Source organism: Klebsiella sp. BDA134-6, from assembly GCF_015601345.1.
Classification (GTDB): Bacteria; Pseudomonadota; Gammaproteobacteria; order Enterobacterales; family Enterobacteriaceae; genus Klebsiella; species Klebsiella grimontii.
Window position 1 is genome coordinate 999810 of sequence record NZ_CP064784.1, and the last position, 16318, is coordinate 1016127.

The window sequence follows — 16318 nt, forward strand, 5'->3', positions numbered from 1 at the left end:
TAGAAGATGATGCACGGCGGATATTTCAGCAAATGAGGCGTGGTAAGAAAATTGGGAACGCCTCCCCCGGCGGAAGGCGCAAGGATCAGGGTTTTTTAGCCTGCGGTTCTGCTGCTGTGGCGTCAACGATTCTGAGCGAATATACCATGGTCGCTCCCGGCGGGATTTTAGGCGGCTTGCCCTTGCTGCCGTAGGCCAGTTCGGGAGGGATCACGACCGTAATAGCCCCGTGATTTCCCAGCCGTTTTATGGGGCCAAGGAACAGGGGAGGATAAGATTTCAGGGATTGAGACCACACTTTACCCTCCGCTTCCATATCGTTAATGACTGTTCCGTCGATAAGCGTTTCTTTGATGGTGACGGTAACGATATCGCTATCGAGAATCTTGCCCTTACCGGCATAATCTATGCGGCTGTAAACGCCATCTTTCAATACCACCCCTTTTTGCTTCGCGAACTTTTGCTGATATTTCTTTCCTTCGCTAAGCGTTTGCTGTTCGATCTTCTTCAGGTTCTGAAAGACTTCTTTAGACACATCGAACAAAGCTTTATTGCGCGCTTTCTCATCAAGGGCGATATTTCCGGAAAAAGAATCCTGGATACCCTGCAGTACGGTATCTTTGCTCATTTTTACACCCTGGGAATCCCGGGTGGATAAGAGCTGTAGCACTTCATCACCCATCGATACGCCGATAGCGTAAGCCTGCTGCAGGGACTCTTTGGCAAGGTCGATAGCCGCTGGTTTTTTAGCTTCGGCATCAGCAAGCATGGTCTTTAGCCGGATAATTTCATCTGCGCTGGCCTGCAGTAGGGCTTTGTCTTTATCGGCGGCATCCCCCTGAAGGGATGACTGCTGCTTGCTGATGATAAAGGAATCGAGTTTAGCGGTGAGCGCCTGTTTTTCTACCCCCGCAGCCGCCAGTTTTGCCGTTAAATCCTTTTGTTCCGTTTCATAGGCGGCGAGCTTCTCTATCACGGCTTTATGATCTGTTTCAGACGCCTCTAGCTTCGTTTGTAGCGTCTGCCTGACGGCGTCAGCCGCAGTGAATTTTGCGAGCACTTGCTGTTGAGATAACTCAGCAGCAGCGAGCTTGCTCATGAGCGCTTGTTTGTCTGATGCCGCAGCCGTGAGCTTAGAGGCCGTATCTTGCTTTTCCGCTTCCGCTGCGGCGAGTTTCTTAATCAGCGCCTGCTTTTCAGCGGTTGCCTCAGTCAGCTGCAGCTCAACTTTTTGTTTTGCGGATTCTACTAATACCAGCTTTTTTTCTTGCTGCAGAATTTTATCTTCGGAGGCATTACGTTGGCCCACCTCCTGTTTTATTTCAGCTGCGGTCGTTAGCTCTTCTTCTATTAATCGTTGTTTTTCGGCTACAGCAGTTGCTAATTTTTTCTCAAGCAGCTGAATTTTATCCGTCAGCTCTTTTTGGCTATCTGCTGCGGCATTAATCGTTGCGGGTTTAGCTTCCAGCTGCTGTCGAAGCTGGCGGATAAGTTTATCTTTTTGAGAAATTATTGCAGCCTGACGGGAAATATCATTAGTATTCTGAACGCTTTTTTTATTGGAGGTTTTTGTATTATTGTTTTTTTCCTCAACGGGCTTTACTGGCTCGCGACTTTCTTGCGCCTGCTGCTCTTTAGCGTAATTTAAAAATGCAGGGCCTGAAGCGTCACTGCTTGAACTCGCTGTGACGCTTATCAGCGCATCTTTTTCCGCATAGGCGTTCGGCGATAGCGCCAGCACAAACACTGCTGCCAGCGATACCGAATTGAAGTTTTTAGCTATTTTTCCGTTCATAGCTGAACATTTTCACCACGTTTAACAAGACTATCTATCAGTGCCTTTTCAATATCAGCGCATAGCTTGATTGATTTGAACTGGTACATCGAATCGATCCCCTGTTTTGTCGGTTCAGCCACTTTACTGCGAACAGAATTATATTGGGTTGCAGCACTCAGGAGGGCGGTGAACTCATTACCGAGTTTGTCTGCCTGCTTTGGATTCACTTCTTTCAGAGATTCAAGAGCCTTGCGGCAGGAGTCCAGACGCGCTTGCTCATCGGCGACTCTCTGCTGTTCCGTTTGTTGTTGGCTTAATGTCGTATCAGATAATGGTTTCATTAATCTGGCGGATTGCCTGGACTGTATTGAATTACAGCCGACTAATAAAATGACAGCCACAGGCGCTATGCGTGTAAATAAGGATATGTTCAAGGTTTCATTCCATTGATAAAAAAGGAGTGTTATCGGGCGATAATAGTGTGCAAAAAAGAAGATTGCAATATTAGAGTTTTGTTTTTGGAAATCTATTTTTTATATTTGTTTTATTAATGAATCAAGTGCTTAATGAATTAAGTTTGAATTATCATTGAATTCTATGAATTGAGATATAAATTAAAGCGCGCAGTTAATTGAACCACTATTATTACGGCGCATCATAGCCGTATTCTCACGGCTACCGATTTGTTGAAATCAGGGGGATTATTTCACGTAAGCAAGCAGGCTTAGTGAGTCACGCGCCAGCGCTTTACATTTTTTGGTGGTGGGGATTTTGATTCCGCTGAGGTCCCGGTAGCTATCTTCACCCAGCGCTTTCATATTGAAGCTGTCGTAATTGCTTAAATCCCACTGGTTCTGCTGAGCAAAAAAGACCAGGGCGCGGCGAATCTGCGTGTTAGGCAGATTTTGATAACCGCAGTCGTTCTTCAGGAAGACGAATACTGCCGTTAAATCAGCCATATCCTCCGCTTCGGACTCGCTTAATGCATAGCTATTGGCGGAGAGAGTGAGCAGGCTGCCAAGCACTATTGTTCTGAAAAGCGTCTTCATTTTTTCTACCATTGAATCACGGACGAACAACGTTAGCATACTTCGTTACACTGCGCCGAGCTTTATTCTTACTCTTCTGCTTGACCTTCCTGTTAGGGGAGGGTTTAAGCTCAATTATTCACCAGCAGAATAAAAAGGATGTGAAAATGCAACGTCGTGAGTTTCTTAAACTAACCGCTGCGGTCAGCGTAGCCAGCGCATTGCCGCTATGGAGCCGCTCGGTTTTCGCCGCCAGTCGTCCATCTTTGCCTGTACCGGAGCTACTTACCGCCGACGCGCGCAATCGCATCTCGTTAATCATCCAGGCCGGAAAAACGCAGTTCGGCTCTCATCTTGCGACCACCTGGGGCTATAACGGTAATCTGCTGGGCCCGGCCCTACAGCTTAAGCAGGGTGAGCAGGCAACCATCGATATTCATAACCGGCTGGCGGAGGAGACCACCGTACACTGGCACGGTCTCGAGGTTCCTGGCGCCGTTGACGGCGGTCCCCAGGGCGTGATTGCCGCCGGAGGCTCCCGCACGGTGAGCTTTACCCCAACGCAGCGGGCGGCGACCTGTTGGTTCCATCCTCATCAACATGGCAAAACTGGCAGGCAGGTCGCGATGGGGCTGGCGGGGCTGGTATTGATTTCTGATGCGGAAAGCGAAAAGCTGCTCTTGCCAAAGCAGTGGGGAATTGATGATGTTCCGGTGATTGTGCAGGATAAAAAGTTCACCTCAGCGGGAGAGATTGATTATCAGCTCGATATTATGAGCGCAGCCGTTGGCTGGTTTGGCGATACGCTGCTGACTAACGGGGCACTCTACCCGGAACATGCCGCGCCTCGCGGCTGGCTAAGGTTGCGTCTGCTTAACGGTTGTAATGCGCGTTCTTTGAATTTCGCCACCAGCGATAAGCGGCCCATGTATGTGGTGGCAAGCGATGGTGGTCTGCTGGCTGAGCCGGTGAAAGTCAACGAGCTGCCGGTGTTGATGGGGGAGCGTTTCGAAGTGCTGGTGGATACCACTGACGGAAAACCCTTTGATGTAATTACACTCCCGGTTAACCAGATGGGGATGGCGGTTGCTCCGTTTGATCGGCCGCAGCCGGTGTTACGCGTGCAGCCACTGACTATCCAGGCTTCGGGTAAGCTGCCGGATGTTCTGGCCGCTATGCCAGCGCTGCCCTCTCTTCAGGGGCTTACTCAACGTACTCTGCAGCTCTCTATGGATCCGATGCTCGATATGATGGGCATGCAGGCGCTGATGCAAAAATATGGCGACCAGGCGATGTCCGGTATGGACCATGGCATGATGATGAATCATGGCGATATGGGGAATATGAATCACGGAAACATGAATCATGGCGGCATGGCGCAGATGAAGCACGGTCATCAAAGTTTTGATTTCCATAATGCAAACCGGATCAACGGTAAAGCCTTTGATATGAATGTTCCCCTGTTTGCGGCGGCGAAAGGGCAATATGAGCGGTGGGTGATTTCCGGCAAAGGCGACATGATGCTGCATCCTTTCCATATTCACGGTACTCAGTTCCGTATTTTGTCCGAAAACGGTAAAGCGCCGGCACCCCACCGGAGCGGCTGGAAAGATACCGTCAGGGTGGAAGGCGATGTGAGTGAAGTGCTGGTGAAATTTGACCACGATGCGCCGAAAGAGCATGCCTATATGGCGCACTGCCATCTGCTGGAGCATGAAGATACGGGGATGATGCTTGGATTTACGGTGTAGGCCGTCTAAGCGGGCTCGCTTCGCTCGAAAAGAGAGAGATGTGCCATAGAGAAAAGGCCCGGAAACCGGGCCTTCTTTGTTTACTTCGCGTCGTCCGGTAAAGCATAAGCGACGATATAGTCGCCCATCTTCGTGCCAAATGAACCGTGACCGCCCGCAGAGATGACAACGTACTGCTTGCCATTCACTTCATAGGTCATCGGCGTCGCCTGACCGCCTGCCGGCAGACGTGCCTGCCATAACTTCTCGCCGTTGCTCATATTGTAAGCGCGCAGGTAGTTATCCGCGGTCGCGCCGATAAACAGCACATTGCCGGCCGTCGAAATTGGGCCGCCCAGCATCGGCATACCCATGGTGAACGGGAGCTTAACCGGCATCGGGAACGGCAGGCTATCCTGCGGCGTACCGATACGTTTTTTCCACACCACTTCGTTGGTTTTCAGATCCAGCGCGGAGATATAGCCCCATGCTGGCTGTTTGCAGGGCAGACCAAACGGTGACAGGAACGGGTTGAGCGTGACGCCGTAAGGGACGCCGTACTGCGGCTGAATACCGGCTTCGGTACCGGAACCTTTGGCGTCTTTTGGCTGCTCCATCGGATTACCCGGTCCGCGAGGGATCAGTTTTGATACAAACGGCAGCGCCATTGGGTTAGCAATCGCCACCTGGCGGTTCGGATCGACGGAGATACCGCCCCATTCGAACATCCCCAGGTTACCCGGGAAGACCAGCGTACCTTGTTCTGACGGTGGGGTGAAAATCCCTTCATAGCGCAGCTGATGGAAGATAACGCGGCACACCAGCTGGTCGAACATGGTGGCGCCCCACATATCCGCGCCGGTCAGGTCTTTCTTCGGTCGGAAGCTCAGGTCGGAGAACGGCTGGGTTTTCGCGACGTAGTCACCTTTCGCCGCCCCTTGCGGAACCGGTTTTTCCGGCGCCGGGACGACCAGCTCGCCGTTACGGCGATCGAGGACAAAAATATTACCGGTTTTTGCCGGAGCGTAAATCACCGGCACGGTTTTGCCGTTCACGTCAATGTCCGCCAGCGTCGGCTGAGACGGCATATCCATATCCCACAGATCGTGATGAACGGTCTGGTAGCTCCACGCCAGTTTACCGGTCGTGGCGTTTAGCGCCACGATGGAGCTGGCATAGCGCTCTTGTTCAGGCGTACGGTTGCCGCCCCAGATATCCGGGGTGGTCACGCCCATAGGCAGGTAGACCAGATCCAGCTTCGCGTCATAGGCCGCTGGTGCCCAGGAGTTTGGCGAATTCAGAGTGAAATGATGTTCATCATCAGGAATTGCGTTGGGATCTTTCGCGCCCGGATCAAAGGCCCACAGCAGTTTACCGGTGTTCACATCAAAGCCGCGAATAACGCCTGACGGCTCGCGGGTGGAGAAGTTATCGGTCACGGCGCCGGCGATGACGATTGTCTTATCGGTAATAATCGGCGGTGAAGTGGGTTCATACATGCCCGGCGTGGTGACAGGCATATTGGTTTGCAGGTTGAGAATGCCTTTATTGGCGAAGGACTCACACAGCTTACCGGTTTCGGCATTGATGGCGAACAGGCGGCCATCGTTGACCGGAAGAATAATGCGGCGCGGGCAGTCGGCAACCACTTCCGCCGGCGCGTTATCCGCTTTGGCTTCATGATATGAAACGCCGCGGCAGGTCACATGCTGGAAAGACGGGTCCGCGTTGAGCTGCGGATCGAAATGCCACTTTTCTTTACCGGTGGCCGCATCAAGCGCGAACAGGCGCTGGTGGGCGGTACACAGATAGAGCGTGTCGCCAACTTTAATCGGCGTGACTTCATTGGTGATTTCACCCGGATCGTTAGGCTGCTTGAGATCGCCCGTACGGAATACCCATGCCTCTTTCAGGTTCTTCACGTTATCGGCGTTAATCTGCTTCAGCGGCGAGTAGCGCTGGCCTTCCTGGTTGCGGCCATACGCCGACCAGTCGCCATCGGCCACCTCGGAAATTGGCGCTGCTGGCGTTGCATCAGCGCTCAGCGTACCGTTAACTTCCTGCGGGTCGTTGAAGCCAGCCCAAGTCAGGATGCCGCCGCTAATCAGCAGGGCGACAACCAGCCCGGCAACGGCGCCAGAGGAGGGAATCGGCAGGCGGCGCCAGACAAACGGTAGAATAAGCCAGATGCCGAAGAAGACCAGGATGTCGCTACGCGGAGTCAGCGCCCAGAAGTCGAAGCCAACTTCCCATACGCCCCAGATCATGGTGGCGAGCAGCAGTGCGGCGTATAGCCAAAGCGCAGAACGCTTACCGCGAAACAGCATGACGGTGACGGCCAGCATCACCAGACCTGCGACAGGGTAGTACCATGAGCCGCCAAGAGCGACCAGCCAGGCCCCGCCTGCTAAAAGATATAGGCCACAGAACGCTGCAAAAAGAGCCGTCAGCGTCACGAGTAACCGTGATTGTTGAGATTTTGTTTCTGCCATAGAAGGACACTCGTTTGTTTGTTAATTTTTTAACTGCAATTAATTATAGGATTTAACAAGTGTGATCGGAATCACAAAATGGGCTTTATTAATCACTGCATCGTATATTTCTTTTTGCTGGTATACTGCGTGGCTTGCCGGTCAACGTCGGTGCAATCGCAGCGGAGTTGATGATTTACATTAAGAATCAAATGGTTAGTTTTATGAAACATACTGTAGAAGTGATGATCCCGGAAACCGAGATCAAAGCCCGTATTGCTGAGCTCGGTCGCCAAATCAACGAGCACTACAAAGATAGCGGCAGCGAAATGGTGCTGGTGGGGCTGTTGCGTGGCTCGTTTATGTTTATGGCCGACCTGTGCCGTGAAGTTCAGGTACCGCATGAAGTCGATTTTATGACCGCCTCCAGCTACGGTAGCGGCATGTCTACCACCCGTGACGTCAAAATCCTCAAAGACCTGGATGAGGATATCCGCGGTAAAGATGTGCTGATCGTGGAAGACATCATCGACTCTGGCAACACGCTGTCAAAAGTACGCGAAATCCTCAGCCTGCGTGAACCGAAATCGCTGGCGATTTGTACACTGCTCGATAAGCCAAGCCGCCGCGAAGTGAAGGTGCCGGTTGAGTTTGTTGGTTTTGCGATCCCGGACGAGTTCGTGGTGGGATACGGCATCGACTATGCTCAGCGCTATCGCCACCTGCCATATATCGGCAAAGTGACGCTGCTGGACGAGTAACGCGGAGTTTCTATCCCGGCTTATCCGGGATATTAAGAGGGGCGCGTGAATTACTTGTGATTGACGTGCTTGCTTTTAAGGTTGGAAATTCCATGGCGATAGCGCTGTTCCAGCGTTTCGCGGCTGACGGCGGTCACGTCCAGATCGCGTAACATGCCGTCGTGAATACCGTAGGCCCAGCCGTGAATCGTCACTTTCTGTCCACGCTTCCACGCCGACTGCATAATCGTTGAATGGCCAAGGTTGTAAACCTGCTCCATCACATTCAATTCACACAGCGTATCAAGGCGGCGCTCTTCGGGCATTTCTCCCAGCAGCGAGCTGTGCTTAAACCAGATATCGCGAATATGCAGCAGCCAGTTGTCGATAAGGCCTAGCTCGGTATTTTCAATCGCCGCCTGCACGCCGCCGCAGCCGTAGTGGCCACAGATAATGATGTGTTCGACTTCCAGTACGTCGACCGCGTATTGCACCACGGAAAGACAGTTCAGATCGGTATGAATCACCAGGTTGGCGACGTTACGGTGTACAAACAGCTCGCCAGGTTCCAGGCCGGTCAAACGTTCAGCGGGAACGCGGCTATCGGAACATCCAATCCACAGAAAGCGCGGCTTTTGCGCCTGTGCCAGTTTCTCAAAGAAACCGGGGTCTTCCTCCACCAGCATTTTTGACCATAGTGCATTGTTGCTGATGAGTGTATCTATATCGTTCATGGATGTTTACGGGCCTGTAACCAAGTAAGTGCGTTGCGCTAATATAGGTTAACCTCACATTTTTTAAAACAACCCATCGCGTGTCACGACACGAGAAGAGACATTTAATGACCATTGCTCTGGAACTAAAACAGCTCAAAAAAACCTACCCCGGCGGGGTACAGGCGCTGCGCGGAATCGATCTTCAGGTAGAAGCGGGCGATTTTTACGCGCTCCTGGGGCCGAACGGCGCGGGAAAATCCACCACTATCGGCATTATCAGTTCGCTGGTGAACAAAACCTCCGGTGAGGTCAACGTGTTTGGCTATGACCTGCAAAAGGATGTGGTGAACGCCAAACGCCAGCTCGGCCTGGTGCCGCAGGAGTTCAACTTTAACCCCTTTGAAACCGTACAGCAGATTGTCATTCACCAGGCGGGCTACTACGGCGTTGAGCGCAAAGAAGCCATCGCCCGTAGCGAAAAGTACCTCAAACAGCTCGATCTTTGGGAAAAGCGCAACGAACGCGCGCGGATGCTCTCCGGCGGCATGAAGCGCCGCCTGATGATTGCCCGTGCGTTGATGCATGAACCGAAGCTGCTGATTCTCGATGAGCCAACGGCGGGAGTGGATATTGAGCTGCGTCGTTCGATGTGGGGATTCCTGAAAGATCTGAATGATAAAGGCACCACGATCATCCTGACGACCCACTATCTGGAAGAAGCCGAAATGCTGTGTCGCAATATCGGTATTATTCAGAACGGCGAGCTGGTGGAAAACACGTCGATGAAGGCGCTGCTTTCCAAGCTGAAATCAGAAACCTTTATTCTCGATCTGGCTCCCAAAAGCCCGTTACCGGTACTGGAAGGCTATCAGTATCGTCTGGTTGATACGTCGACGCTGGAGGTTGAGGTGCTGCGCGAGCAGGGGATTAACAGCGTATTTACGCAATTGAGCGCGCAGGGAATACAGGTATTAAGTATGCGTAACAAAGCTAACCGTCTGGAAGAGCTGTTTGTCACGCTGGTACACGATCGGAAAGGAGAATCGGCATGATGCAGCTTTATTGGGTCGCGCTGAAAAGCATCTGGACCAAAGAGATCCATCGCTTTATGCGTATCTGGATCCAGACGCTGGTGCCGCCGGTCATAACGATGACCCTTTACTTTGTCATTTTCGGTAACCTGATTGGCTCGCGCATCGGTGAAATGCACGGTTTTACCTATATGCAGTTTATCGTGCCGGGGCTGATTATGATGGCGGTGATCACCAACGCTTACGCCAACGTCGCTTCATCATTCTTCAGCGCGAAATTTCAGCGCAATATTGAAGAACTGCTGGTCGCGCCGGTCCCCACCCATGTGGTGATCGCCGGCTATGTGGGCGGCGGCGTTGCCCGCGGTCTGTGCGTCGGGATTCTGGTGACGGCGATTTCGCTGTTTTTCGTACCGTTCCAGGTTCACTCGTGGGTATTTGTCGCCCTGACCCTGGTGCTGACCGCCGTGTTATTTTCACTGGCCGGTCTGCTGAACGCGGTGTTTGCCAAAACCTTTGATGATATCAGCCTCATTCCGACCTTCGTGCTGACGCCGCTGACCTACCTCGGCGGGGTTTTTTATTCGCTGACCCTGCTGCCGCCGTTCTGGCAAGGCCTGTCGCATCTGAACCCGATTGTTTATATGATCAGCGGCTTCCGCTACGGTTTCCTCGGGATTAACGATGTTCCGCTGGCCACCACCTTCGGCGTGCTGGTGGTGTTTATCGTCGCATTTTATATTTTGTGTTGGTATCTAATCCAGCGCGGGCGCGGGCTGCGCAGCTAATTTAGCCGTTCATGGCGCTTCGCTGCGCAGTTAAGCGAAGCGCCAGCAAACAATTTTGATTGCCATCACCGATATTTATCGCTTCCCTTGCTAAATTGTTTGCCTGCTAAGGAGGTAGGCGATGTTAGGTTGGGTGATTACCTGTCATGACGAACTGGCGCAGGAGATGCTGGATCGTCTGGAGAAAAAGTTTGGGCCGCTGACGCAGTGTCGGGCGGTTAACTACTGGCGTAATCTCAGCAGCAATATGCTGAGCCGCATGATGTGCGACGCGCTGCACGAGACGGATGGCGGAGAAGGGGTTATTTTTCTGACCGATAAAACCGGCGCGGCGCCTTATCGCGTGGCGGCGCTGATGAGCCATAAGCACACCCACTGTGAAGTGATTTCCGGGATCGACTATTCATTACTGGAAAGTATGTATTTGCTGCGCCAGAACCTGAGCAGCGAAGCTTTCCGACACGCCATTGTCAGCGCTGGAGGCCCGGCGGTGAGCAGCCTCTGGCATCAACAGCAAAAAAATCCGCCTTTTCGACTACTGCATGAGCCGTACGGGAATTAAGCATTGGTATTGATGATGCTTTTGTTACAATGACGGCAGTTCTTGTCTACCGGTTCGATGCGCATGTTTGCCCGAATTCTTGCTTTACTCCTCCTGTTCACGACGCTCGGCGCCTCCGCCAGTCTGTTAAGCCAGCAGGGTGTCCCGGCACGTTATATGCAGACGACCGAAGATGCCGATATCTGGGCGCAGGTGGGCAATCAGGTAGTGAGCGTCGGCAACGTACGTGCAGGACAAATACTGGCGGTAGTACCGACGGCGGCGGATTACTATGAGTTTAATTTTGGCTTTGCGACCGGCTTTATTGATAAAGGCCACCTGGAGCCGGTACAGGGTAAGCAGCGAGTTGAGGACAGCCTGGGCGATCTGCATAAATCCCTGAGCAACCAAAACCTCATGACCTGGAAAGATACGCCAGTATATGATGCCCCCGCCGTTGGCAGCGCGCCATTTGGCACCCTGGCGAGTAATTTGCGTTACCCGATTATCAGCAAGCTCAAAGATCGGTTGAATCAAACCTGGTTTCAGATTCGCATCGGCAACCGGCTGGCGTGGGTGAGCAGCCTTGATGCCCAGGAAGATAACGGCATCCCCATCCTTACCTATCACCATATTCTTCGTGATGAAGAAAATACCCGCTTTCGCCATACCTCAACAACGACTTCCGTTCGCGCCTTCAGCAATCAGATGACCTGGCTACGCGACCAGGGCTATACCACGCTGAGTATGTATCAGCTTGAGGGCTATCTGCGTAATAAAGTGAACCTTCCGGCGCGCTCGGTGGTGATCACCTTTGACGACGGGCTGAAGTCGGTCAACCGCTATGCCTACCCGATTCTCAAGCAGTATGGCTTTCACGCTACGGCTTTTATTATCTCGTCGCGCATTAAGCGCCATCCGCAGAAATGGGCGCCAAAATCGCTGCAGTTTATGAGTGTTTCCGAGCTAAAACAGATTCAGGACGTTTTTGACGTGCAGTCGCATACCCATTTTCTGCATCGGGTTGATGCCGAACGTCATCCAATTCTACTCAGCCGCAGCTATCACAATATTCTGTTTGATTTTGAGCATTCGCGGCGGGCGCTGGCGCAGTTTAATCCGCACGTACAGTATCTCTCTTACCCGTTTGGCGGCTATAACGCCACGGCGGTTCAGGCGGCGAATGACGCTGGTTTTCATCTGGCAGTGACGACGGTAAGAGGAAAGGTAAAACCGGGGGATAATCCGTTCTTATTGAAGAGGCTGTATATATTAAGAACGGATTCGCTGGAAACCATGTCGCGGCTGATAAGCAACCAGCCGCAGGGGTAGATCAGGCAACCTGTACCGGAATGGCTTTTGCCTGGCGCTTCATTTCATTCTCGCCTTCAAAATAGGCCACTTTCGGCTGCCAGGCGCGGGCTTCTTCGTCAGGCAACATAACGAAGCTGGCGATAATCAGAATATCACCGACGCTGGCACAATGCGCCGCCGCGCCGTTAACGGAGATAATTCGCGAACCGCGCTCCGCGGCGATAGCGTAGGTGGAGAAACGATTACCGTTGGTCACGTTCCAGATATGAATAGCCTCGTTTTCCAGGATGCCGGACGCATCCAGGAAATCCTGATCAATAGCGCAGGAGCCTTCATAGTGCAGGTCGGCCTGCGTGACTTTAACGCGGTGGAGTTTGCCCTGCAGCATATTACGAATCATAACGTCTACCTTTAAAGCTTAACGATAACAAAGCGGGCGTGACGTCCGCCTTGAGGAAATTCCTGGCAGTATTGCCCGATTTTTAACCCGTGTCTACCGAGCGAGCGCCACTATCTGGTTGTCGATCAAACGCGCTTCGCCGAGCCACGCCGCCATCAGGATCACCGCGCGCTGGCTGCTTTCGGTCAAATCGAGCAGCGTATCGGCGTCGCGGATCTGGATATCATCGGCGCGGAAGCCTTGTTCGTTCAGCTCCTGCCCGGCAATCGCGATCAACTCATCAAGGTTGCGCTCGCCGGCCGCCAGTTTCTCCGCCGCGCGATTCATCACCTTATATAGCCCTGGAGCGATTTTGCGCTGCTCTGCGCTGAGATAGCCGTTGCGCGAACTCAGCGCCAGCCCATCTTTCGCGCGCATAATCGGTACGCCGATAATCTCGATGTCGTAGCCCATATCCGCGACCATTTTGCGGATCAGCGCCAGCTGCTGGAAGTCTTTTTCGCCGAAGCAGGCGACGTCCGGTTGGATCAGGTTGAACAGTTTGCTAACGATAGTGGAAACGCCGCGGAAGTGGCCTGGACGGCTGGCGCCCTCAAGCATCGTCGACAGCCCCGGGACATCGACGTAGGTCTGGCTTTCGGTACCCTGCGGGTAGATTTCCGCCGCGGCAGGCGCGAAGACCAAATCGACCTTCCGTTTGTTCAGCTTTTCGCAATCGTCCTGCAGGGTGCGCGGATAGCGCGCCAGATCCTCAGCGCGGTCAAACTGCATTGGGTTGACGAAGATACTGGCCACCACCACATCTGCGCTGGCTTTGGCGGTATCAACCAGCTTCATATGGCCATCGTGCAGGTTGCCCATGGTGGGAACCAGCGCAATGCGCTTGCCCTCCTGGCGTAAACGGCGGATATGCTGGCGCAGCAGCGGCAGGGTTTCAATAATCAGCACAACAACACTCCTTAATGGAAACTGTGTTCTTCGCCCGGATAGACGCCGGACTCCACTTCGGCAACATATTGCCGTACCGCGGCGCGCATGTCGCCCGCTGTGCTCAGGAAATTTTTGGCGAATTTTGGAATATGGCCGCCGGTAATACCGAAAGCGTCATGCATGACGAGGATTTGTCCGTCAGTAACGTTGCCTGCGCCGATACCAATCACCGGGATGGTTAACGCCTCGGTGACGCGTTTCGCCAGCTCAACCGGTACGCACTCCAGCACCAGCAGCTGCGCGCCCGCCGCTTCCAGCGCCAGCGCATCATCCAGCAGAACTTGCCCGGCATCGCCGCGGCCCTGAATTTTATACCCGCCGAAGACGTTCACCGACTGCGGGGTCAGACCGAGGTGCCCGCACACCGGTACCGCACGCTCGGCAAGCATTTTCACGGTATCCGCCAGCCAGGCACCGCCCTCGATTTTGACCATGTTGGCTCCCGCGCGCATGACGATGGCGGCGTTCTCAAAGGTTTGTTCCGGCGTGGCGTAAGCCATAAACGGCAGGTCAGCGAGCAGTAAACAGTTCGGCGCGCCGCGGCGTACCGCACGCGTGTGATAGGCGATGTCTTCAACGGTCACCGGCAGGGTGGAATCGTGGCCCTGCACCGTCATGCCCAGCGAATCGCCGACCAGCATCACGTTAATACCCTCATCGGCGAACAGCTTTGCAAAGCTGTAGTCGTAGGCGGTGATAGTGGCGAAGCGTTTCTTCTCCTGTTTACATTTCTGCAGCAGGGCGATTGTGGTCGGTTTCATAACGTTTCCTGATGATGAAAGTCATATTAACCGGCATTCTAACAGCAGCATTCAGGGGGGCAATGGTTTTAGGCAACCGATTACCACGATCGCCGTAATTGTTAAAAACGAAGGGTTATTACCAGAGAGCGGGTTTTTCCGCGCCGAGATTTGCCAGAACAGCCGGTAATGCCGGACCGTCGGGGAAACGCAGGTCGGGGGCGATTTCAAACAGCGGCCACAGCATAAAACCGCGGTTTTTCATATCGTAGTGCGGTACGGTCAGGCGCGGGCTAGTAATCACTTCATCGCCGAACAGCATGATGTCGAGGTCCAGCGTGCGCGGTCCCCAGCGTTCGGCTTTACGCGTGCGGCCCTGATGCAGTTCAATACGCTGGGTGTGGTTGAGCAGCTCTTCTGCGGCCAGCGCGGTTTCCAGCGCGACGGCGGCGTTGAGGTAGTCAGGTTGATCCTGCGGCCCCAGGGGCGGCGTGCGGTAGAAAGAGGAAACCCTTATTACCCGGCTTTCGGGTATGTCCGCCAGCGCGTTAACGGCAGCGTTGACCTGCTCCAGCGGAGAGGCCAGATTGCTGCCAATCGCGATATAGACGAGCGTCATGCGCTACCTTCGCGGCGCGGCGCGCGTTTGCGCGGACGACGGTGGCGGCGGCGCGGGGCCGGATCGTCGCCTAAATCATCCAGCATATCTTTCTGATCCGGCGGCGCGGCGACCTGGAACTCGCCCCACCATTTGGTCAGACGCTGCAGCTCGCTGCTGTTTTCGGCGCCGGCGCGCAGCTCCAGCAGATCGTAGGCGGCGCGGAATTTTGGATGCTCCATTAGCTTCCACGCGCGTTTACCCTGACGGCGGGACATCCGCAGCTGAAGCTGCCAGATATCGCGCACCAGAGTGGTAATACGTTTCGGGATGGCCAGCGTACGGCAGGCCTCGTCCAGCACGTCGTTCATCGCCAACGCGAAGGCATCGTAGTAGGCCAGCCCGCTCTCCTGAGCGATTTTCTGCGCCGTTTCCAGCAGCGGGTACCAGAACATTACCGCGAACAGGAACGCCGGGTTAACGCGCATATCGTTGCGAATGCGGGTATCGGTATTCTTTAGCACCTGGCTGATGATCCGTTCCATTGGACTATCGCCGCGCTCGGTGAAGTAGCGGGTAATGGTCGGGAACAGCGGCTGGAACAGATTATATTCGCGCAGCAGGATATAGGTTTCATAACCGTCGCCGGCCTGCAGCAGCTTCAGGACTTCTTCAAACAGACGCGCCGGCGGCACATCGTGCAGCAGCGTCGCCAGGCGCGGGATCGGCTCGGCGGTCTCTTCGCTGATGCTCATACTGAGCTTCGCCGCAAAACGCACCGCGCGCAGCATGCGCACCGGATCTTCGCGATAGCGGGTTTCCGGATCGCCGATCAGGCGGACGACGCCATCCTGCAGATCTTTCATGCCACCGACGTAGTCGCGGACGGTGAAATCCGCCACGCTGTAGTAGAGGCTGTTGATGGTAAAGTCGCGGCGCTGGGCATCTTCTTCAATCGAACCGAAGATGTTGTCGCGCAGCAGCATGCCGTTCTGGCCGCGCTGGGAGGTGATGCGATCGGTAGTGTGGCCTTCATGATGGCCGCGAAAGGTGGCGACTTCGATAATTTCCGGTCCGAACATCACGTGCGCCAGGCGGAAGCGGCGGCCTACCAGACGGCAGTTGCGGAACAGCTTACGGACCTGTTCCGGAGTCGCGTTGGTGGTGACGTCAAAATCTTTAGGTTTTTTGCCCAGCAGCAGATCGCGTACGCCGCCGCCGACCAGCCACGATTCGTAGCCCGCCTTATTGAGTCTGTACATGACCTTGAGGGCATTTTCACTGATATCTTTGCGGGAAATTGCATGCTGCTCGCGCGGGATAACCGTCATATGTAATTGTTCGACGGCGGCTTCTGCCTCGCGCTCTTCACGGCTTAGCACCTTACGGCAAAAATTAGCGACTCGGGTAAAAATGGTACACCTCGTAGTGTCAGACGGACTTCAGGACAAAAA

16 protein-coding genes are annotated in these 16318 nt (G+C 53.9%); 6 read left to right on the forward strand and 10 right to left on the reverse strand.

What is annotated here, in order from left to right:
- Positions 1-85: 85 nt before the first annotated feature.
- From IYV58_RS04615 to IYV58_RS04625, 3 genes are all read right to left on the reverse strand, one after another.
- On the reverse strand, positions 86-1795 hold the full coding sequence (locus tag IYV58_RS04615; protein WP_195729455.1) for an FKBP-type peptidyl-prolyl cis-trans isomerase N-terminal domain-containing protein: 1710 nt from the start codon (positions 1793-1795) through the stop codon (positions 86-88).
- On the reverse strand, positions 1792-2211 hold the full coding sequence (locus tag IYV58_RS04620) for a hypothetical protein (RefSeq protein WP_032742041.1): 420 nt from the start codon (positions 2209-2211) through the stop codon (positions 1792-1794). The genes IYV58_RS04615 and IYV58_RS04620 overlap by 4 nt, the downstream gene beginning before the upstream one ends.
- Before the next feature lie 267 nt (positions 2212-2478).
- Positions 2479-2826, reverse strand: a complete 348-nt coding sequence (locus IYV58_RS04625; RefSeq protein ID WP_004872121.1) for a YacC family pilotin-like protein — start codon at positions 2824-2826, stop codon at positions 2479-2481.
- A gap of 146 nt (positions 2827-2972) precedes the next feature.
- On the opposite strand from IYV58_RS04625, the gene cueO reads away from it, so the two are divergent.
- Entirely contained in the window at positions 2973-4556 is a 1584-nt protein-coding gene (gene cueO, locus IYV58_RS04630) for a multicopper oxidase CueO (protein ID WP_004129032.1), read from the forward strand.
- An 80-nt stretch (positions 4557-4636) separates the two neighbouring features.
- Here cueO and IYV58_RS04635 read toward each other — a convergent pair whose 3' ends face one another.
- Positions 4637-7027, reverse strand: a complete 2391-nt coding sequence (locus IYV58_RS04635; protein ID WP_004129034.1) for a glucose/quinate/shikimate family membrane-bound PQQ-dependent dehydrogenase — start codon at positions 7025-7027, stop codon at positions 4637-4639.
- Between the two features lie 203 nt (positions 7028-7230).
- On the opposite strand from IYV58_RS04635, the gene hpt reads away from it, so the two are divergent.
- Positions 7231-7767 carry a hypoxanthine phosphoribosyltransferase gene (gene hpt, locus IYV58_RS04640; RefSeq protein ID WP_014227950.1) on the forward strand — a complete coding sequence of 179 codons (537 nt, stop codon included), beginning with the start codon at positions 7231-7233 and terminating at the stop codon, positions 7765-7767.
- A gap of 50 nt (positions 7768-7817) precedes the next feature.
- Here the strand turns inward: hpt and can are convergent, their stop codons facing one another.
- Entirely contained in the window at positions 7818-8480 is a 663-nt protein-coding gene (gene can, locus IYV58_RS04645) for a carbonate dehydratase (RefSeq protein WP_004129036.1), read from the reverse strand.
- Positions 8481-8587: 107 nt separating this feature from the next.
- Here can and IYV58_RS04650 point away from each other — a divergent pair, with 107 nt between their 5' ends.
- The 4 genes from IYV58_RS04650 (at position 8588) to IYV58_RS04665 (ending at position 12154) form a co-directional block, all read left to right on the forward strand.
- Positions 8588-9514, forward strand: coding sequence for an ABC transporter ATP-binding protein (locus IYV58_RS04650; RefSeq protein WP_004872112.1), 927 nt, complete (start codon positions 8588-8590; stop codon positions 9512-9514).
- Positions 9511-10281 (forward strand): ABC transporter permease, encoded by a 771-nt coding sequence (locus IYV58_RS04655; RefSeq protein ID WP_004129040.1) that lies wholly within the window; start codon positions 9511-9513, stop codon positions 10279-10281. The genes IYV58_RS04650 and IYV58_RS04655 overlap by 4 nt, the downstream gene beginning before the upstream one ends.
- Before the next feature lie 121 nt (positions 10282-10402).
- On the forward strand, positions 10403-10843 hold the full coding sequence (locus tag IYV58_RS04660) for a PTS sugar transporter subunit IIA (RefSeq protein ID WP_049114769.1): 441 nt from the start codon (positions 10403-10405) through the stop codon (positions 10841-10843).
- 57 nt (positions 10844-10900) lie between these two features.
- Positions 10901-12154 (forward strand): polysaccharide deacetylase family protein, encoded by a 1254-nt coding sequence (locus tag IYV58_RS04665; RefSeq protein ID WP_004129044.1) that lies wholly within the window; start codon positions 10901-10903, stop codon positions 12152-12154.
- A gap of 1 nt (position 12155) precedes the next feature.
- On the opposite strand, the gene panD is transcribed toward IYV58_RS04665, so the two are convergent.
- The 5 genes from panD to pcnB all read right to left on the reverse strand — a co-directional run bounded on the left by panD (position 12156) and on the right by pcnB (position 16279).
- Positions 12156-12536 (reverse strand): aspartate 1-decarboxylase, encoded by a 381-nt coding sequence (panD, locus tag IYV58_RS04670; protein ID WP_087828451.1) that lies wholly within the window; start codon positions 12534-12536, stop codon positions 12156-12158.
- 93 nt (positions 12537-12629) lie between these two features.
- Positions 12630-13484 (reverse strand): pantoate--beta-alanine ligase, encoded by an 855-nt coding sequence (panC, locus tag IYV58_RS04675; RefSeq protein WP_087828450.1) that lies wholly within the window; start codon positions 13482-13484, stop codon positions 12630-12632.
- Positions 13485-13495: 11 nt separating this feature from the next.
- A complete protein-coding gene (gene panB / locus IYV58_RS04680; RefSeq protein WP_004098680.1) occupies positions 13496-14287 on the reverse strand; it encodes a 3-methyl-2-oxobutanoate hydroxymethyltransferase in 792 nt (263 codons plus the stop codon).
- 118 nt (positions 14288-14405) lie between these two features.
- Complete coding sequence (gene folK / locus IYV58_RS04685; RefSeq protein WP_004129049.1) at positions 14406-14885, reverse strand: 2-amino-4-hydroxy-6-hydroxymethyldihydropteridine diphosphokinase; 480 nt, start codon at positions 14883-14885, stop codon at positions 14406-14408.
- Positions 14882-16279 carry a polynucleotide adenylyltransferase PcnB gene (gene pcnB / locus IYV58_RS04690; RefSeq protein WP_071830632.1) on the reverse strand — a complete coding sequence of 466 codons (1398 nt, stop codon included), beginning with the start codon at positions 16277-16279 and terminating at the stop codon, positions 14882-14884. The genes folK and pcnB overlap by 4 nt, the downstream gene beginning before the upstream one ends.
- Positions 16280-16318 lie beyond the last annotated feature (39 nt).